General features: G+C 38.2%; 19 protein-coding genes. 2 read left to right on the top strand and 17 right to left on the bottom strand.

Features of this window, described 5'->3' with window-relative positions; genetic code table 11:
• Positions 1–20: 20 nt before the first annotated feature.
• The 11 genes from RTR43_RS01680 to RTR43_RS01630 all read right to left on the bottom strand — a co-directional run bounded on the left by RTR43_RS01680 (position 21) and on the right by RTR43_RS01630 (position 12865).
• The gene (locus tag RTR43_RS01680) at positions 21–1940 is read right to left on the bottom strand and encodes a stage V sporulation protein D (protein ID WP_312469196.1); all 1920 of its coding nucleotides are present in this window, start codon (positions 1938–1940) and stop codon (positions 21–23) included.
• 135 nt (positions 1941–2075) lie between these two features.
• Complete coding sequence (locus tag RTR43_RS01675; RefSeq protein ID WP_312469195.1) at positions 2076–4301, bottom strand: penicillin-binding protein; 2226 nt, start codon at positions 4299–4301, stop codon at positions 2076–2078.
• Positions 4298–4657: a cell division protein FtsL gene (ftsL, locus tag RTR43_RS01670; RefSeq protein ID WP_312469193.1), complete on the bottom strand. Its 360-nt coding sequence runs from the start codon at positions 4655–4657 to the stop codon at positions 4298–4300. Before ftsL ends, RTR43_RS01675 begins: the two co-directional genes overlap by 4 nt.
• A 137-nt stretch (positions 4658–4794) precedes the next feature.
• Entirely contained in the window at positions 4795–5727 is a 933-nt protein-coding gene (gene rsmH, locus RTR43_RS01665) for a 16S rRNA (cytosine(1402)-N(4))-methyltransferase RsmH (RefSeq protein ID WP_312469192.1), read from the bottom strand.
• Positions 5728–5834: 107 nt separating this feature from the next.
• The gene (gene mraZ, locus RTR43_RS01660; RefSeq protein WP_312469190.1) at positions 5835–6266 is read right to left on the bottom strand and encodes a division/cell wall cluster transcriptional repressor MraZ; all 432 of its coding nucleotides are present in this window, start codon (positions 6264–6266) and stop codon (positions 5835–5837) included.
• A gap of 342 nt (positions 6267–6608) precedes the next feature.
• Complete coding sequence (bshC, locus tag RTR43_RS01655; RefSeq protein ID WP_312469188.1) at positions 6609–8243, bottom strand: bacillithiol biosynthesis cysteine-adding enzyme BshC; 1635 nt, start codon at positions 8241–8243, stop codon at positions 6609–6611.
• An 82-nt stretch (positions 8244–8325) separates the two neighbouring features.
• Positions 8326–8721, bottom strand: a complete 396-nt coding sequence (locus RTR43_RS01650; RefSeq protein WP_312469187.1) for a DUF3397 domain-containing protein — start codon at positions 8719–8721, stop codon at positions 8326–8328.
• Positions 8718–9620 (bottom strand): 2-dehydropantoate 2-reductase, encoded by a 903-nt coding sequence (locus RTR43_RS01645; protein ID WP_312469186.1) that lies wholly within the window; start codon positions 9618–9620, stop codon positions 8718–8720. The genes RTR43_RS01650 and RTR43_RS01645 overlap by 4 nt, the downstream gene beginning before the upstream one ends.
• A gap of 122 nt (positions 9621–9742) precedes the next feature.
• Positions 9743–11284: an acyl-CoA carboxylase subunit beta gene (locus RTR43_RS01640; protein ID WP_312469185.1), complete on the bottom strand. Its 1542-nt coding sequence runs from the start codon at positions 11282–11284 to the stop codon at positions 9743–9745.
• A gap of 19 nt (positions 11285–11303) precedes the next feature.
• Positions 11304–11516 carry a biotin/lipoyl-containing protein gene (locus RTR43_RS01635; RefSeq protein ID WP_312469183.1) on the bottom strand — a complete coding sequence of 71 codons (213 nt, stop codon included), beginning with the start codon at positions 11514–11516 and terminating at the stop codon, positions 11304–11306.
• Positions 11517–11530: 14 nt separating this feature from the next.
• Positions 11531–12865: an acetyl-CoA carboxylase biotin carboxylase subunit gene (locus tag RTR43_RS01630; RefSeq protein WP_312469182.1), complete on the bottom strand. Its 1335-nt coding sequence runs from the start codon at positions 12863–12865 to the stop codon at positions 11531–11533.
• A gap of 235 nt (positions 12866–13100) precedes the next feature.
• Between RTR43_RS01630 and RTR43_RS01625 the strand changes: the two genes are divergently transcribed.
• Positions 13101–13574, top strand: coding sequence for an N-acetyltransferase (locus RTR43_RS01625; RefSeq protein ID WP_312469181.1), 474 nt, complete (start codon positions 13101–13103; stop codon positions 13572–13574).
• A 146-nt stretch (positions 13575–13720) separates the two neighbouring features.
• Here RTR43_RS01625 and RTR43_RS01620 read toward each other — a convergent pair whose 3' ends face one another.
• The 4 genes from RTR43_RS01620 to RTR43_RS01605 all read right to left on the bottom strand — a co-directional run bounded on the left by RTR43_RS01620 (position 13721) and on the right by RTR43_RS01605 (position 16131).
• The gene (locus RTR43_RS01620; protein WP_312469180.1) at positions 13721–14350 is read right to left on the bottom strand and encodes an RsfA family transcriptional regulator; all 630 of its coding nucleotides are present in this window, start codon (positions 14348–14350) and stop codon (positions 13721–13723) included.
• Between the two features lie 86 nt (positions 14351–14436).
• Positions 14437–15198, bottom strand: a complete 762-nt coding sequence (locus RTR43_RS01615) for an enoyl-CoA hydratase/isomerase family protein (RefSeq protein ID WP_312469178.1) — start codon at positions 15196–15198, stop codon at positions 14437–14439.
• Positions 15199–15345: 147 nt separating this feature from the next.
• Positions 15346–15519 carry a 50S ribosomal protein L32 gene (gene rpmF, locus RTR43_RS01610; RefSeq protein WP_024029176.1) on the bottom strand — a complete coding sequence of 58 codons (174 nt, stop codon included), beginning with the start codon at positions 15517–15519 and terminating at the stop codon, positions 15346–15348.
• Positions 15520–15603: 84 nt separating this feature from the next.
• Positions 15604–16131 (bottom strand): YceD family protein, encoded by a 528-nt coding sequence (locus RTR43_RS01605; RefSeq protein WP_312469175.1) that lies wholly within the window; start codon positions 16129–16131, stop codon positions 15604–15606.
• Between the two features lie 239 nt (positions 16132–16370).
• Between RTR43_RS01605 and RTR43_RS01600 the strand changes: the two genes are divergently transcribed.
• Positions 16371–17585, top strand: a complete 1215-nt coding sequence (locus RTR43_RS01600) for a nucleotidyltransferase (RefSeq protein WP_312469174.1) — start codon at positions 16371–16373, stop codon at positions 17583–17585.
• A gap of 33 nt (positions 17586–17618) precedes the next feature.
• On the opposite strand, the gene RTR43_RS01595 is transcribed toward RTR43_RS01600, so the two are convergent.
• Positions 17619–18638 carry a SepM family pheromone-processing serine protease gene (locus RTR43_RS01595; RefSeq protein ID WP_312469173.1) on the bottom strand — a complete coding sequence of 340 codons (1020 nt, stop codon included), beginning with the start codon at positions 18636–18638 and terminating at the stop codon, positions 17619–17621.
• A gap of 8 nt (positions 18639–18646) precedes the next feature.
• Complete coding sequence (locus tag RTR43_RS01590) at positions 18647–19426, bottom strand: patatin-like phospholipase family protein (RefSeq protein WP_312469172.1); 780 nt, start codon at positions 19424–19426, stop codon at positions 18647–18649.
• Positions 19427–19629: the final 203 nt, after the last annotated feature.

Raw genomic sequence — 19629 nt, 5'->3', positions numbered from 1 at the left:
GTTACGTTATTCCCTTCTTTTTATTCTCCATTTCCAAAGTAAAGTCTAATTTTTGAGCCTTCCTTTAGCTTTGTACCAGGTTTAGGAGATTGTCTTACAACAACATTACCTTCTCCACTGGCATCGACTCTTAAATTAATGAGTTGTTCCATGAGTTCACTTTTTGTTAGTCCAACAAAATCAGGCAGTTTTAGTAATGGAGTATCAGGATATTTTATCTCCTTTTCAATTTGATCTTTTCGCGGCTCTACCCCCATAGCACTTAAGCCGTCCTTCATGATATTGCCAACAATTGGTGCACTAATCGTTCCCCCAAATGCTCGAACACCTTTCGGATTATCAACGGCTACATAAACTACAATCTGTGGATCATCCGCAGGGGCAAAACCAATAAACGAAACAATAAATTCATTTTCCAAATATCTTCCGTTTTGTGCTTTTTGTGCGGTTCCTGTTTTACCACCAACACGATATCCTTCAATAAACGCTTTACCACCTGTTCCTTGGGCAACAACACTTTCTAGGGCATGGCGAATTTCCTTCGATGTTTTCTCGGAAATGACTTTCCGCTTTTCTTCAGGTGAGTTCCTCATCACCACTTCTTTTGTAATAGGGTCAACTAACTCCTTGGCGATAAAGGGTTTATATAAAATCCCACCATTAATAGCTGCAGACACCGCCGTTACCTGCTGAATGGGAGTAACTGATACACCCTGTCCAAAAGCAGTTGTTGCTTGTTCAACAGGTCCAACCCGGTTCATATTAAATAAAATCCCAGTACCTTCACCTTGCAAATCAATTCCTGTCTTCTGGCCAAAACCAAAATCCTTAATATATTTAAATAGCTTTTCTTTTCCTAAACGCTCTCCTAATTCCACGAACCCCGGGTTACAGGAGTTTTGAACAACTTCCAACATGGATTGGCTACCATGACCGCCTCTTTTCCAGCATTTTAACCTTGCGCCTGCCACTTGTACTGAACCCGAATCATGGAAGTGGTCTTTTTCCAAGTCCACTTTTCCTTCATTCAACGCCGCTGCAAGGGTAATAATTTTGAAAGTTGAACCTGGTTCATAGGTGGACCATACTGGGAGGTTTCGGTTATATACTTCTTGCGGTACATTACGGAAATTTGCCGGATCAAAGGTCGGCCTACTAGACATCCCTAATATTTCGCCATTATTAGGATTCATAGCGATTGCAACAATTCCATCCGGATTATATTTAGCCTCGGCAATATCCAGTTCCCTTTCGATAATGGTCTGTATTTTTGAATCGATAGTTAGTTTCAAATCAAGACCGTTAATTGGATGCTCATAATCATCGGCCATTTCATTCATTCTTTGCCCTTTAGCATTAGCGTAGAATTTGACAGCACCTCGTTCACCACTTAACTCTTTATCATAGTAAAGCTCTAACCCCATCAACCCTTGATTGTCCACTCCAGTAAACCCAAGTACATGAGAGAGATAACTCTTATTTGGATAATGGCGTTTGGAGTCTTCACCAATATAGACTCCTTTAAGGCCGAGGGCTCTAATTTCTTTTGCTTTTTCGTGCGAAATTTTTCTGCCCTCCTTTATCCTTACTGACGATGCCTTTTTGGTTATATCACGATAGGCTTTGTCTTTTGGCATATTTAACACCGATGCCAGCTTTTCAGCAGTTTCCGCCGGATTTTCAACTTGCTTTGGAATAACATAAACAGTGGGAGCACTAATATTCGTTGCTAATGGGATTCCATTGCGGTCAACAATCTGTCCCCGTTCAGGTTCAAAAGGAATATTCCGACTCCACAACCCTTTAGCACGATCAGTCAACATATCGCCAAGAACAAATTGTACATAACCAAGCCGGACATCAATAACCAAAAAGGTTAATATTCCAACGAAAAGTGCAAGCAATAGCCGTTTTCGGACAGTAACATTAGACACACGCATATAATGAATGATCCTCCTTTTTCCAGCATTCACTTTACAATATCGTTCATTTATATGCTTGTACTTTTTCAAATAGAACGAAACCTCAGGGTAATAGACATGTAAAAATCCCGCTTTATAAGGCGGGATTCACAGTTAATCTTGGATCTTATCTTCTTTATTTGCCTCTGTTTTAGCTTGGCCGTTTTTGCTTGCTTTCTTTGCTTCCTCCCATTGTTCTTCAGGAGTTTTTAGATCGACAATCAGGAAATCCCCATTGCGTAAAAGAGCTTTAGGTTTAATATTTTGCTGGTAGACATAGCCTTTCCCCTTGGAATTGAGCTTTAATCCTGCAAGATTTGCTACTTTCATAACATCCCTAAGTGACCAGCCTGTCATATCAGGCGCTGTCAGATCACCATCGGTTTGAAGGATAACCTTTTCACCCTCTAAAACTGTTATTCCAGCCTCAGGAAGTTGCCCCACTATTTTTGTTCCGTTGCCAAGCAAAACGGTTTCAATTCCGCTTGCTTTAAGATTCTTGACCGCGTCTTCAACTGATTGTCCCTTAAGATTTGCTAATTTTTTCACAGCAGCCTTTTCAACCTTGGATGGCTGAATATTTAAATAGTGCAAGCTATTTTGCATAACAGGATTAAAAATCGCTGAAACAGGAATAGCTCCTTGCCCCATTTCATTCTCTTTCAGTTGCGGTTGTTGAACGGCTACATAAACAATTAACTTAGGGTCATCTTTAGGTGCCATTCCTAAAAAGGAAAAAATATAATTATTTGCACCTTTTAGGTATTTCCCACCAGGACCTGGGATGTTGGCTGTCCCTGTTTTCCCCGCAACACTATAACCTTCAATCTGATAACGGGTCCCTGTACCTTTTGGGGAAGTCACAACAGTTTCAAGATAATCACGAACCTTTTTGGCTGTTTCGGCAGATATAGGTGTTGAAACTACTTCTGGAGTAACCTGCTTAATTGTTTTATCGGTATCATGGTTAACGATTTTTTCGATTACATGAGGCTTTAACATTCTTCCATCATTTGCAATCGCCGTTGCAGCTTGAATTTGTTGAATCGGTGTAATCGCCGTTCCCTGACCATAGGCAGTGGTGATTTTTTCAATCGGATAAGTAAATTGTATTTTCCCCGATGCCTCATCCGGTAGTTCAATCCCAGTTGGTTTATCAAAGCCAAATTTTGATAAATACTCTCTAAATCTTTCAAAACCTAGTTTCTCGTTAGCGATTTTCGCAAATGCTACGTTTGAAGAACGCTGGACACCTTCCAGATAGGTGATTGGTCCCCACCCTGATCCGTTATGATCATGAATAGGTTTATCTTTTGGTGTCACGCGATAAGAACCAGATTGATATTTTTCATTTGGATTAAAAACGTTTTCCTGAACGGCTGCCGCAAGGGTAAAAATTTTCATCGTAGACCCTGGCTCGAATGATGTTTCAACCGCTTCATTATGCCAGCTTTTATCAATTCCTTCTTTTGTTTTTGGATGGAACGATGGCCGCTGCCCCATCGCTAAAATTTCTCCTGTTTTTGGGTCAGCAACAATGGCAATAATCTTTTTAGGGTTATAGTCCTTTGCCACTTTATCCATCGCATCTTCTAAAAAGGTTTGAATTTTCTTATCGATTGTTAAATAAACATCATTTCCATTTTGAGCAGGAGTAATATTTTCTTTTCCATCTGGAAGTATATAGCCCCACAAATCACTTGCATAATTGATTTTGCCATTTTTCCCCGTTAACTCATCATTCAGCGTTTTTTCGATTCCCATTTTTCCAACTGATTTATTGGTATCATCTTTGTCTACATAACCAACTAAATGGGAAGCAAAAATTCCATTTGGATAAAAACGTTTCGAATCACGGGTAAACGTAATTCCTGGGAGATGAAGTGCTTCAATATTTGTCTTAGTTTGATTGCTTATATCTCTTCCTGCTTTACTAAATTCTACTTGAAACTGTCCTTTTTTGGTTAATCTTCGATAAATCTCTGATTCATCCATGTTTATATACTTAGCGAGTTCCGTCGCAGTTTTTCTTGGGTTAACAACATGATTCGGCTTTTTAGGATTCGTCGTCATTTTCTTATCAAGGATGGCAATTAAATTATAGGAAGTCGTATCTTCTGCAACCACCTCTCCGTTTCGGTCCAGGATTTCTCCCCTTGAAGCTTGAATAATTCCTTCCCTGCTATACTTTTGCTGTGCTTTAGCAGCAAGAGGTTGTCCACCAACCTCTCCTGTAATTTGAATGGAGAAATACCTGAACAGTAGAACAAAAAAGAGCAGGCCGAATATTACAAACAATATCGCTGCTCCTACATTCATATATGGCTGTTTCTTGTTCATCTCTCCTGCACAACCTTGACGTTATTTTCATTAAACACTAGACCCATTTTTTCAGCTTTTGCCTTAATCCGTTCATACGTGCTCATTTCACTTACCTGAACCTTCAAATCATTGTTTACCTTCTGTATTTCATTTACCCGTCCTTCGACCGTTTGAATATCCCTGTTAACATTGTAAATTTTTGCTTGATTGGAAATGAGGTGGACAGAACCAAAACAAACCAAACCAGCAAATGCAATACCAATAATTTTTTCCCCTGGAGTGAGCCAGGATGTTTTAATTTTTAATTGACTCTGTTTTTTAACTGTTTGTTCAACCTGCTGCTGTCTTTCTATATTCCTGGCAAGATTACTCATTCTTTCCCCTCCAGATATTTTATCTAATCAGAATTTATATCTTTGAACTTCTTAAAAAATTTGCACCATAAGATTAAGCTTCGAAACGATAGCTTTTTCGAGGATCACCGCTCAAAGAAAGCTTCCGCTTTTCTAATCTATAGTTTTTCGGCAATACGCAGTTTAGCAGACCGCGCACGATTATTTATTTCTAACTCTTCATCTGATGGAAGAATTGGTTTTCGTGATATTAGTTTTAAAATCGGTTTATATTCATCAGGAATGATTGGTAAACCTGGAGGTAAATTAGGAGTTTCACTCGCCTTTTTAAAGGCGGCCTTACAAATCCTGTCCTCTAAAGAATGGAAGGTGATGACACTGATTCTCCCCTCGGTGTTTAACAAATCAATTGCTTGATTTAACGACTGTTCAAATACTGCTAATTCATCGTTAACAGCAATTCTTACAGCTTGAAAAATACGCTTGGCAGGATGTCCGCCTTTTCTTCTAGCAGGTGCCGGGATGGCATCTTTAATTATTTCAACTAGTTCCGCTGTTGTTTGAATAGGTTTAGTAGCTCTTGCCGCTTCAATTTTTCGAGCAATTTGTTTGGAGAATTTCTCCTCTCCATAGCGAAAAAATATGCGAACCAAGTCTTCAAATGACCAATGATTAATAACATCATAAGCAGATATATCTGCTTCATTGTCCATCCTCATATCTAATGGGGCGTCATGATGGTAGCTAAAGCCTCGCTCTGGTGTATCCAATTGCGGCGATGACACTCCAAGGTCATAAAGAACTCCATCTACTTTATTTATCCCATGACTGGCAAGTTCTTCTTGTAAATATAAGAAATTGCTTCTAATAATGGTTAGCCGATTTCCATATTCGGATAATTTCTCTTTTGCATGGTCTATTGCTGTTTCGTCCTGGTCAAAGGCAAATAGTCTTCCGCCCTCACCGAGCTTTGATAGGATGAGCGCACTATGTCCTGCCCCTCCTAAAGTACAATCAACATAAATACCATCTGATTTAATATTTAATCCGTCAACAGCTTCTTTTAATAATACAGTTGTATGTTCAAACATTTACGTACCTTCCTTTTCCAATCGAACGATATAATGTGAAAGCGCAAGTGCCTTGTCCAAGTGCTGGAGCTAGACAAATGAAAAAATATATTAATATAACTTTCCCATTATATATCAAAGCCAATCATATTTTCTGCAATATCGGTAAAAGATTCTTCAGACTGTGTAAAATAGTCTTCCCAAATCTGTTTACTCCAAATTTCTATTCGATTGGAAACACCCAGAATGACACATTCTTTTTCCAACTTAGCATATTGCAAAAGTGGTGCCGGGATATTAATTCTTCCTTGTTTATCAAATTCACTCTCGGTTGCTCCTGAAAAGAAGAACCTAGTAAAAGCACGGGCATCTTTTTTTGTCAGCGGTAAGCTTTTTAACTTATCCTCGATAAGCCCCCACTCTGATACTGGGTAACCAAATAAACATTGATCCAATCCACGTGTGATGATAAACATATCGCCAAGTTCATCACGGAATTTTGAGGGCACAATTAAGCGGCCTTTAATATCAATGCTGTGATGGTATTCACCCATAAACATACCGATAACCCCCACTTTCTATTAAAAATGTACCACATTCCCCCACTTTCCACCACCTATTTTTTAACTATTCGCCTTAAATTCTTTAAAATCCTTTTTTTGGGCCCTTGTTTTTTGATAAAAACTAGCATGAATTTTAACTCCAAACCCTTGTATGGTGATGAAATTGATAGGAGTAGTACACCAACGTAATTAAGGCGATGTGAGCAGAACAGAGACTTTTCTAATTCAAAGTAAAAGATAAAAATATCTCACCAGGCTAGAAAGGTTGTTTCATTTTTGCGGCGCACCGCCCCTTTGCCAAAAAAAAAAGAAAAACTCCACATTTATTGTGAAGTTTTTCTATATCGCAATCACCTTATGACGGCCATCGAATTCAAAAGAACCAGCCATTAGGTCATTAATAAAGGTGAGACCATATTGATTTAAGTAGTAAAAGATATTCCATACTCTTTCTTGTGGAAAGCCATCAGGTCTTAGAGCGAGATCGACACGAGCAAATTTTCTTAATAGGATATCGTGTTTCAGCTTAACGGCACCTTCGAGCTTACCTTCCATGAAGCTGATTTCCTTTAGTAGATAATTTTCATTCTTCTTTAACATTGGCAGCAAAGCATGATTTAGTTCCTCTGTTTTTGCTTGAATCAGCTGATACTGCTTTACTAACTGTTCTCTTGTGTTCGAAAATAATTCTTCTAATTCTTTATCTTTAATTGTTTCCAGAAATTCCTGTCTTTCCTTTTCCGTTCCTTTGCTTAAAACAGCTGCTAACTTCAAATTTAATTCCGAAAAATCCTTTTCAACAGAACGGTCTAGGAAGGTGATGTTCAACCGTGGGACAATTGGCGGCATACTTATGTTAAAATGCTCAAAAACAAGTTTCAGTTCTGCCCAGTAAGCAATTTCACCAGGACCAGCAATAAATGCGATGGTTGGGAAAAGCCATTCTTGCATTAACGGCCGCGTCACCACATTATTGCTTAGTTTCACTGGATTTTCAGCAACTAGCCCCACTAATTCTTCCATAGAAAATGAAATGACTCCACTTTTACCCACAAACCGATCGATTTCACGGTTATATTCAAGTAATATTCGCTCATTTCTTTTTTCATCATAATAAAACAGATTTGCCGCTTGCTCACTCGCTTCAATTGTGATGGGGAAACCCTTTTTACCAATTTGTTTTTGCTGTTCCAATAAAGAGAAAGTAATCGCTTCATGATGAACAATCTGCTTTGTTAAAAAATCTTTTTGTAACTGGCGGAAATCCCTGTTCCCAGAATCAACAATTAAAAGCCCAAAATCTTTAAATAATTCCATTATTATATTTGCAAAAAAATCTACGAAGGTCGATGATTTTTCTAGCTGTGCTTCTGCAAATGCTAATAAATCATTCGTGTGGTCCGTCTCACCGAAGTTCTCAATTAAGTTCTTCACCCACGAAAGGCAAATATCTTTGTTTAAATGAATATCTGAAACCATTTTCTTTTGGTGAACTTTTTCCGGATAGGTCCATTTGTCTACTTTTTCCTTAACCGGCACAAACACATGATTAACTTCTTGAAAGTCATGGTCTTCTCCCGCAATCCAAAATACAGGAATAACAGGAATCCCCAGCTGTCTTTCTTTTTGTTCTGCTAACTTAATAATCGAAATAACTTTATGTATCGAATAAAGCGGCCCAGTAAGAATTCCTGCTTGCTGCCCTCCAATCACTACGGCGCTATTATTTTGTTTTAGTTTATCTATGGACTTCTTAACAGCAACTGAAGATGGAAAACGCTCCATAAAACCCTCTATATGTGCGGCAACCTCCAAGCGGGGAAACGGTCTGCTGCCTAATTCATCTATTCTTTTCATATCTTCGTCCATATCATTAAAACGATAATGAAAAAATGGCTGAATATCAGCAGATTGTTCCAAATAATTTGAAGCAAACCGATTGGTTGCTGGTAAAGAGAGATTTAAAATCTCCATTCATGTACTTCCTTTCTGATTACCCTTATTCAATTCTTTTACGAGTATACCACTACTAAGGCCATTTAAAAAAAAATTTTGCTTAGGAGGAAAAGGTAAACGTTAAGGTACGATAAATTAACCCATAGAAGGTCAGACTGATATAGGTAAGAAAAAAAACAATAAAATTAAAGCGCCAAAACCCTTTCATTACCTTTTTCAAGACAATTTCCTCTTTTACCTTCCAATGGACAAGTACAAACATCATAGCAATCAAAATCATTATTAGTATGATTAACCAAAAAAGTGATTTTCCCCAGATCGTAACAATTAAAAAATGAACTGAAATGATGTATAAAATAGTTGTATAGTCTAGCGCTTTATACATAGATTTGCGCGTGTTTTTTGTCATTAATTTTATAAAAAAATACACCAAAATAGAACCGGTAAATGGCAGAGTAAAGAAAACAGTTAACACGGAGGAGAAAATGGTACTCACGATACCCGCCCCCTCTCCATTTCCTTTCCTTTAACCAAATAATAAAAGCTTTCTAGTTGAGGAGCTTTTTTTCCCTGCCTGTCAGCTTCAGCTAATAAGAATCCTAAAATAGCATCTATTTCAGTCAGTCGATTTGCTTCAATATCTTTTAGCATCGATGACCGATTTTCAGCCGTATTTTTACAAATATCAATAATTTGCTTTAAGTGTTCCTCCTGGTTTTCTAAATTCAAAATGAAAGAGATTTCTTCAAAAACCTTTGTTAATACATGAAAAAAATAGTGATTGTTTACCAAATCTCCATTTTGCACATGAAGAATGGCAGTCAAGGGATTAATCGCCGCATTGACAATTAACTTATTTAATAACATTTCGTAATAGTCAGCTTGAACTAAAATCGGAAATTCCTTTGAAAATGGGGCGGAGAATTGTTGTAACAGGTCAGCATCGCCTTGAAAAACAGCTACATTCGTTTTTCCCTCTCCATTTTGGTTTACCTTATTGGCACTTTCCTTATACGCTCCATGTTCGATTGATCCAACGAAAATATTTTTCGCTCGTATTTTTTCAAGCATCGCTAAATGCCCCATGCCATTCTGTAAAAATAATAGATTTTCTGGAATGAAAGGTAAATGATTTATTTTTTCTAATATCGATTGAAGCTGGTATTGTTTAACTGCGACAATCGCTAAAGCTTCTGTTCCCTTCCACTCGGTAATTGGTAAGGCGTTAACTAATGATACCGTTTGTTCGGACCCTTTTTGCAGCAAAATCCCATATTTATTAATTTCAGAGGCTTGCTCCTTTGTTCTTGTGTAAATCATTACCTCGAAAGCGCTGCTAATGTATGACGCAAATAATAGTCCAATTGACCCAGCACCGATTATTCCAACCTTCATGGTAATCCCTCATTTTAGTCATCTATACCCATTATTTTATCAGATGCCTTTAACAGTTTGTAAGTAAGATTCAAGAAAAAAATAGACCCTTTTCGATTAAACCTTGAAAAGGGTTGTGTTTTTTAGACTGGGTAAACAGGATGTTTTCGGACACTAAAAGTTAATTCTTTCGTTTCATAATAAGTGAAGCGTTGTATGAGCACATTCCTTAATTCAGAAGGTGCGACAATTTCGTCGACAATCAGTTCTGAAGCGAGTTTGTAAATGTCGATATGCTCTTTATATTCTTTATGTTTTGCCTGAACAAAAGCGATTCTTTCTTTCGGGTCCTCAATTTCATTAATCTTATTAGAGTATACAGCATTAACAGCTGCTTCTGGGCCCATTACCGCGATTTGCGTTGTTGGCAATGCGATACAGCAATCAGGTTCGAAAGCCGGACCTGCCATTGCATAAAGGCCAGCACCGTAAGCTTTTCGAACAATGACTGAGATTTTCGGAACAGTTGCAGAGCTCATCGCCGCAATCAACTTTGCCCCATGACGGATAATTCCTGCACGTTCTACCTTTGTTCCAATCATGAAACCAGGGACATCTGCAAGGAATAAAAGCGGAATATGATAAGCATCGCAAAGCTGGATAAATTTCGCTGCTTTATCAGCGGAATCGACAAACAGGACACCACCTTTTACCTTCGGCTGATTGGCAATAATTCCAACAGATCTCCCATCGATTCTAGCTAATCCGGTAATGATTTCCGGTGCAAATAAATTTTTTATTTCATAAAAACTATCATTATCAACCAGTCGATCAATACATTCAAACATGTCAAACGGAGCATTTTGGTTTTCCGGAATAATCACTTCTAATTCGCGACCTTCTTTTGCTGCCACGCCATCTACCATTTTGGGATATTCTTTAAAGCTGGCCGGAAAATAACTGATGTATTTTTTTGCTGATTCAATCGCTTCTTCCTCACTGTAGGCAAGTACATCACCGCAGCCACTGATAGAACAGTGCATCCGAGCTCCACCCATTTCCTCGAGTGTTACCTTTTCCCCGATGACCTTTTCAGCCATGCGAGGCGACCCCAAATACATCGAAGCATTTTGATCAACCATAATGACGATATCGCAAAATGCTGGGATATACGCCCCGCCCGCCGCTGAAGGTCCAAACAAAATACATACCTGAGGAATCATTCCCGAGAGTTTTACCTGATTATAAAAGATTTTCCCAGCACCACGACGGTTTGGAAACATCTCTAATTGATCGGTAATTCTTGCCCCAGCTGAATCGACAAGATAGAATAATGGAACCTTCAATTTTTCAGCAGTTTCTTGAATGCGGATAATTTTTTCAACTGTTCGTGCTCCCCATGATCCCGCTTTAATTGTAGAATCATTGGCCATGACACAAACCGTTTGCCCACCAACTTTTCCAATGGCAGTAACGACTCCATCTGCTGGCAAATCACCCGCCTTAAAATTGGCGAATTTACCGTCTTCTTCGAATTTACCTCCATCAAACAATAAGGCTAGCCGGTCACGAACAAATAGTTTTTTCTGTTCTTTGGCCTTCTCGTGATATTTTGGATGACCACCAGCTTCGATTTTTTTTCGATTTTCATTTAACTGATTATTTAATGTATTAGTTGTTGCCATAATGCTCCCCCTCAAAATGCTATTCTATGACAATTAAAATATCTCCTTCATTAACGAAATCGCCAATATTAACCTTCACCTCAAGTACCACGCCTTCTGTAGTGCTTTCAATTGGTATTTCCATTTTCATTGATTCAAGCATTAAAACTTCTTGGCCTGGGTTTACTGTATTACCTGCTACTACAAAAATATTTAATACCGTTCCTGCCATAGTTGCTGTTATTTCTTTCATATCTATTCCTCTCCCTATTTTAATAATTTGGTTAGAAAGTTAGTTGTGTACGAGCCGTTTTGGAAGTCGTCGTTTGCAAGAATATTTAAGAATAATGGTGCATTTGTTTTAATACCTTCAATTTTCACGTTTGTAAAAAAGGTGTTTGCAGCTGATAATGCATCTTGTCTCGTTTCTCCATGGAAAATACACTTTGCGATCATGGGGTCATAAAATGGTGTTACTGTACAGCCTTCTTCATAGCCGGAGTCTATCCGAACAGCGTTTGTTTGATTCCACTCTAGAATGCTGATTTTTCCTGGCGATGGTAAGAAGCGAACAGGATCTTCGGCATAAAGTCGGAATTCCACCGCGTTTCCCGACGAGACAATGTCAGTTTGTTGTAAAGGTAAAGTCTGGCCTTTTGCCACGAGAATTTGCCATTTAACTAAATCAAGCCCCGTAATCATCTCGGTCACTGGATGCTCTACCTGCAGACGAGTATTCATTTCAAGAAAATAAAAATTTTCATTTTCATCGACTATGAATTCAATCGTTCCTGCATTAATATAGTCAACGGCGCGAGCGGCTTTAATAGCTGTTTCAAATATTTTTTGCCGAACTTCTTCCGAAAGGAACGGGGAGGGTGACTCCTCAACAACCTTTTGATGTCTTCTTTGAATCGAACAATCCCTTTCAAAGAGATGAACGATGTTCCCAGTTTGATCTCCAAACACTTGAACCTCGATATGTCGGCTATCGGCAATATATTTTTCAATAAATACCTCATCTGAACCAAAATAGGCTTTAGCTCGTGACCTTGTTTGCTCATAAGACTTAACGAGCGCTTGCTCATTTTCACACAGCACCATTCCGATTCCGCCGCCTCCGCCGCTTGCCTTTAGCATAACAGGGTAGCCGATTTCTTCAGCTAGATTACAAGCTTCTTCAATCGTCTTTAAACCGTTTCCGCTCCCTGGCACAAGAGGAACTCCAACTTTCTCCATCGTTTGACGCGATGCGATTTTATCCCCCATTAATTCAATTGTTTCAGGCTTTGGTCCAATAAAAATAATTCCATCCTTCATCGCTTGTTTAGCAAATGCGGCATTTTCTGATAAAAATCCATATCCGGGGTGGATGGCATCCACGTTTTCGCTTCTTGCAATTTCCAATATTTTTTCGGTCTGCAAATAGGATTTATTAACAGGTGGTGCACCCACACAAACCGCCTTAGTTGCCGCTTTCACAAACGGCATTTCCTTGTCAGCTTCGGAATAAATCGCAATCGTTTCAATTCCCATCTCCTGACAAGTTTTAATGATCCGTAGCGCAATTTCTCCCCGATTGGCAATTAAAATTTTTTGCACATTTTTTCCCCTTTCATACCCTTTTGTTCCACCAATAATATGTTTTCTACATCATTCCCTGAATTTCCTGCAAATTTTGAAAACGCTGTCAGAGTTTAGAGGAAGAATTTTTTTTGTTTTTGTTATATAATGATATTAATCCTTTTGAATAATGCAAAAATTATTCACTTCATGTTATTCAGAAACAAATAAATATATACAAGAATATGAGGTTATCATTTTAGGAGGTCGGACAATGGGAGTAAAAGTGGAAAAACTAAAAGTGAATTTTAAAACACTAGAGGAATTTAAAAAATTTAAAGAATATGGAATTCAAGAGCTATCCATGCTTGATGACCTTGGAGCAAAGATGGTTGAGGATGATAGTGACTCACCGTTTTACGGCATTTATTTCGGGGACAAACTAGTAGCCCGGATGAGTCTATATCAAATTGATGCTAAGTTTGATCGCTATTTTTATCCGCCGCAAGACTATTTAGAATTATGGAAGCTTGAAGTATTACCAGATTATCAAGATAAGGGCTACGGTAAACAGCTTGTTGAATTTGCAAAAACCTTTGGCCTGCCAATTAAGACAAACCCACGAGTAAAATCAAGCGGTTTTTGGGAAAAGATGGAGTTTGCTAATGTAGATTATGATATGGAACGTGATCGTGGTGAGAATCCCCTTGTCTGGTATCCTGAGGGTGTCGAGGCACAACAGCATTAACAAATTATAAATGCGGACAAAAATGTCCGCTATTTAGCTAATAGGAAAGAAAACCTTTATTAAGGTTATTCTTTCCTTTTTCGCATTAATTACAACTACGCCTCTGTCTTCGCCCTATAGCTCGCCAGTCGACGAGTTGTACTTTATTATTTCTCCACTCTTTCAAGATTACCGTTTTTGTCCATTTGAAACTTCACCTTCTGCTGCCGATCTTCATCCTGTAGGACGACCATTTTCCTAGCTCGCTCCATTATTTCAATTAAAGAACGGTAATCCTCCTCAATCGCTTTTAAATTTTTGGACAATCTTTCATTTTCTGCCGCCAAATAATAGGATTTCTTTTCCAACTCATTAATTTTTTCAAAAGATTTCTCCCTATCTTCTTCCAAACCAGAAGAGTCCTCTGCTCTTTTATAAAGTCCTTCTAAAAAATGAACGACTGCTGGAAATGTGATTGTACTGCCCTGCTCACAGCCAGGCTGCGACGTTACATTTTCAACTTTAGCAGGTTCCTGAACAGACTGTTCCTCAACAGGCATAGTTTGTTTTTTTATCTCTTTTCGTTGTTTTTTTGCCAACTCAATTCCTGATTTATATTGCTTTCTTACAAACGAATTCCAACGGAAACCGCAGGCTGCCGCAGTTCGCATTAACTGTTTGCCCACTTCTTCAAATGCCTGAAGCTGTGTCCCGCCTTCACGAATATGCCTTAGTACAACCTCTGCAAGCAACAAATCCTCGTCCTGGGACCAAGCATCTTGTCGAGTTGGTGACATCTGTACATCCCTCCTAGTTTTTTAATAATACATATGCATCTACTAGAAAAGATAGACTTAAACAAGAGTTGTCTTTTAATCTTTTTTCACAGTCTTTTCTTCATAAAAGATTTTACATAGTCATGATGTGCATCGCTTTCCCAAAGCAATGCACAATTTTTAACCTCTTCCTCTATTCTTTCACGGAGCTTATTTTCCTCCCACTTTCTTATCCATAATCTTTTATAAGATTGCAGCACACTTAAATCCTTTTCTAACATTTTTTCAAGATAAGCTTCACATACCTGTATAGCCTCTTTTTCGAAGAGGCCATCAATAAAGCCTGCTTCTTTTAATTCTTCTGCTGGATGCAACTCTGCTTCCATTAGAAGCTTCATTGCAATTGCTGTTGGGAGCTTTTCCGCAAGGATTGAACCGCCTCCCCAGCCTGTGGTTATTGCCTGCTTTCCTTGGACAAAGCCTGCTTTTATTCCTTTTCTTGCTAAGCGGAAATCACATGAGACTGCAAGTTCGCATCCTCCCCCAATGACTGTCCCGTTTATGAGGGCAACGGTCGGAATCGGTAAGGTAAGCAGCGAATAAAGAATAGCAGCCATCCACGAAAGCATAGAGTAGGCTTCCTCTCTAGTGTGAAGGAGGTGGAAAACGGATAAATCTCCACCGGAGCAAAAGGCATGGTCTTCTTCTCCAGTAATAATGAGTGCTCTAATATCAGATTCAGAAGCCCTGTTTATTGCCTCTTCTAAGCCCTTCATCACTTCATAATTAATTGCATTTCTTTTTTCACTTCTTGTAATCGTAAATAATAAATAACCCTTCTCTCGTTTTTCGATGGTGTATGCTGACATTTTTTCTCTTCCTTTCTTTACAATATTTTTTCAACGTTTCAGTTGACTAATGGTTCGCTAGTATGTATATTTTTTGCAAATTTTTTTTTCTAGAAACGACAAAAGCACAAGGGCCTAAGCTCCTTGTGCTTTCTATCCTAATGGAAATTAGTCGTTTACAACGTCTTTTCCTTTGTATGTTCCGCAAGCTTTACATACGCGGTGAGCAAGTTTCATTTCACCACAGTTTGGGCAACTTACCATACCAGGTACGTTTAATTTAAAATGAGTACGACGCTTTCTTTTTGCAGTTTTAGAAGTTCTTCTAAAAGGTACAGCCATTCTTCCCACCTCCTTAAAGAGTATTAAGAAAGTAATGAAGGCCAGGAATGCTGGATCTTCACTTTGCTTCTTAGTTTTTGCCGATTATGATTCGGAAGAAGAATTGTTTTCGTCAAAAAACTTTGCAAGTCCTGCTAGTCTCGGATCAATTTTTTTCACTTGATCTTCTTCTTGAACAACTTCCCAATCCTTACCGGATTGTGGAGCAGCCCCTTCAGACTCGATATCTTCGCAAAACACTTGCATTGGAACCTCAAGTAATAGAATTTCTCGAATGATTGGCATTACATCAATCACATCGCCCTTTACTTGATATACTTCCTCTTCAGTTTCATAAACTGAACCTTGTAAGAGGAAAGTTTCAGTTGTTTCGACATTAATTGGAAGTTTAACATCCACTAAAGTTCGAGAACAAGGAAGGATTAAATGACCTTCGATTTTTAAATGGAATGTCACTTTCGTTGAATCAATATCTCCACGACCCATAATGTGAATTGGAGATACTTCCCGAATGGATGGATCCACTTCTATAATCTCATCAACCCGAATTGTTTCATCAATCAAAAAATCCTTGTTTCGATATTTTTGTAATTGACTTAATGTCCATTTCAATTGAATCACCCCAAGGCAACAAAGGTAATTATAGCCTTCGATAATATTTTTGTCAATGTTTTTTCTTTACACCTCGTCAGGTGATTTTTTTAGAAAGGCAATTCGAACAAACCGTATACCTATACTAGTTTATCCAGAACTACTTTTATCAAACATCTTCAATATCATATCACATAAATGGATTGGTTTCTTTAAAATTTTGCTATAATGATAATAGTTTTTAACTGAGGAGAGAGAAAATGAAAGCTGTTGGCTTAATTGTCGAATACAACCCTTTTCACAATGGACATGCTTACCATTTAAAGGCTTCAAAGGAAGCTTCAGAGGCAGATGTTGTCATTGCGGTCATGAGCGGGAATTTTTTGCAGAGAGGAGAACCTGCTCTTGTTTCGAAATGGTATCGGACTAAGATGGCATTATTAAATGGAGCCGATATCGTTTTTGAACTTCCCTACCGCTTTGCTACTCAGAAGGCTGAAACGTTTGCAAATGGAGCCGTGTCAATTTTAGATGCAGCCCTTTGTGAAACTTTATGCTTCGGAAGTGAGAGCGGTGATATTTCTGCTTTTTTTCAAACCATCGATTACCTAGAACAGCAGCAAAGTTCATTCGATGAAAATATCAAACGATTCATCGGTACTGGTGTAAGTTACCCAAAAGCGTTAGCACTCTCTTTTCAACAATTATCAGATTCAGAAAATTTTTTGGATCTAGCAAAGCCAAATAATATTCTTGGATTTCAATACATTAAAGCCCTAAAACAGCAAAAGAGCAAAGTCAGACCGATAACGGTGCCACGAAAAAATGCTGACTATCACGATGAGCATTTTTCCTCCGAAACGATTGCCAGTGCGACGAGTATCCGAAAAGCCATTTTCTCAGGCGAAGATGGCAACACAGAAATAGACCAATATGTACCTGAGTCAACCAAACAATTATTAAAAAAATATTTACACCATTATCATGTATTTCATCAATGGGAAAATTATTGGGGCTACCTTCAATTCCGGCTAATCCATTCCAGTCCTGAAGAGCTAAGGGAAATTTACGAAGTGGAAGAAGGTCTTGAGTATAGATTACAAGCTGCAGCACTAGAGTCCAATAACTTTCATGAATTTATGCAAAAAATAAAAACGAAACGTTATACATGGACAAGACTTCAACGATTATGCGTTCATATTTTGACGAATACTAAAAAGGCTGAAATGGCTGGAAATCTAGAAAAAGCCTCATATTTAAGACTTTTAGGAATGACAACAAGAGGAAAAAACTACTTAAATCAGATAAAAAAGGATATCAACCTTCCCCTCATTTCTAAACTATCTTCCTTTAAGGGAAAAGAAATATTACTTGATGTTAAAGCGGCACGTGTATATTCCCTTGGTGTTCCTAATCATTTAAAAAATGAAATGATCAAGCAGGAATTTCAACAACCACCAATCTTTATTAAATAAAAAAGATGATGCCGTAATCTGGCACCATCTTTTTTATTTTTTCGGCAGCTTTTCTAAATAATTAACAGCGTCATCAAAGGTATCAATAGGAATAATTTTCATTTTTGTTTTTATGTCTCGAGCGGTTTTTACTGCGGCCCGGTAGTTAGAATTTTTGACACCTTTTTCATTAGGAGCTAAAAAGATTTCAGCACCTGCTTTGTCGGCAGCGACAATTTTTTGTTCAATTCCACCGATAGGTCCTACCGTACCATCAACTTCAATTGTACCTGTTCCAGCAATTTGGTAACCTTTTGTTAAATCTTCTTTCGTTAACTGGTTATAGATTTCCAAAGTAAACATAAGGCCTGCAGATGGTCCGCCGATTTCATCAGTCTTCACCTTAACTTTTGGATTAACAATAATTTCTTTGTCGTCCACTAGTGAAATCCCGATTCCAACTCTTTTAGGATCCTCTTTAAATGGCTGAAGACTTAAGGTCTCTGTTTTGGTAACATTTTTTCTTATATAAGTGAATGTGACCTGTTCACCAGCTGTTTTTCTGCTAAGATAATCAATAAATTTTTCCGAGGAAGGGAATTGGTGCCCATCCACTTTAAAAATTCGATCTCCAGCCTGAAGTTTCCCTTCCGCTGGCATTCCTGGAACTACCTGTACCACATAAATCCCTTTATATTTGTACTGAACTGGCAACCCTGCTTTCCGATAGGCAACATCGATCGCATTAAGTTTTGATCCAGCCATTAGGTGAAGCTGTCTTGCATTATACTCTTCCTGAGTTTCTTTTTTATATAAGATCCTTTCCAATGGATAAAGTTCTTCATATTTACTCAGCTTCGCCTCTAGATAGGAGTAAATATTTGCTCTCCCCATTCTAACCGTTGTAAGCATAAAATTCCCTTCATCTTTATAGCCGTCTTCAACCGATATTATTGGTCCAAGTTCTTTTGCCATTCCCGGTTTTGAAACATAATAAGGCAGTGTATAATACATTGCCCCAATAAAAAGAACGGCAATCAAAAGTACGGAGCCTAGGTATATTTTTTTTCGCATTGCTAAAGTTACCCCTTCCACTGTTCAATAACGGTTTCTATTTCCTTTAGATGTTTTTTTGTTTCTTCCAAACCAATGTTGATAATTTCTTCAATATTTGTGAAGGCTCGGGAACTATAATTTTCAACTGGTGGACGTATCATAACGTCAGCAGTCATCTCCCTACTGTTGATTATTTCCGTTTGCATAATGTCAATGCTTTGCATGATGACATCGTAAATAGAGGTAATTTCGGCGTTACGTTTCACCATTGATACATCTACTGCGATAACCATATCAGCGCCCATTTCTTTGGCAACAGATACAGGAACTCGGGAGGTTACACCACCATCTACAAACATTCTTCCCTTATATTTTTCCGGCACAAAAATCCCAGGGATAGAAATGCTTGCTCTAACTGCTTCAGCGACTGGCCCCTTTTTGAAGACAACTTTTTCCCCTGTCAATAAATCGGTTGCAACAATACCGATTGGTATGGATAATTCCTCAATGTTTTTCCCATGAGTAAAGACCTTAATAAATTCCTTTACTTTTTTCCCAGAGATTAAACCCATTTTCGGAACAGTAAAATCCAAAAAGTACTTTCTTTTAAAGGCGGTTGATAATTTATATAACCGTTCTAAGTCAATACCTGCCCCGTAAAAACTAGCTACAAGTGCCCCCATGCTACTGCCGGCAATCAAATGAATAGGAATTCCGGCGTCTTTTAATGCCATGATGACACCTAAATGAGCAAACCCACGTGCACCGCCTGACCCAAGCGCCAAGCCTATTTTCGGGTGCCCCATAATTGTACCTCCTATTTAAACCTGATAGAATTTTTCACTTTTAAAAAGAGAAATCTTGTTCAATCATATGGTCTAAATTGACGTTCTATGAGTATATTTGTTTTATATGGGACAAGTAGAAAAGCAGAAGCATCTTACCCAAGCGATATAGGAATTTAAGTCGATAGAAAAGTGAAATGCTGACAGAGACTTAGTCGTCCATA

The sequence above is a fragment of the Neobacillus sp. genome (genome assembly GCF_031988165.1).
Taxonomy (GTDB): Bacteria; Bacillota; Bacilli; order Bacillales; family Cytobacillaceae; genus Neobacillus; species Neobacillus rhizosphaerae.
This window is presented reverse-complemented; position numbering and strand designations above follow the sequence as displayed.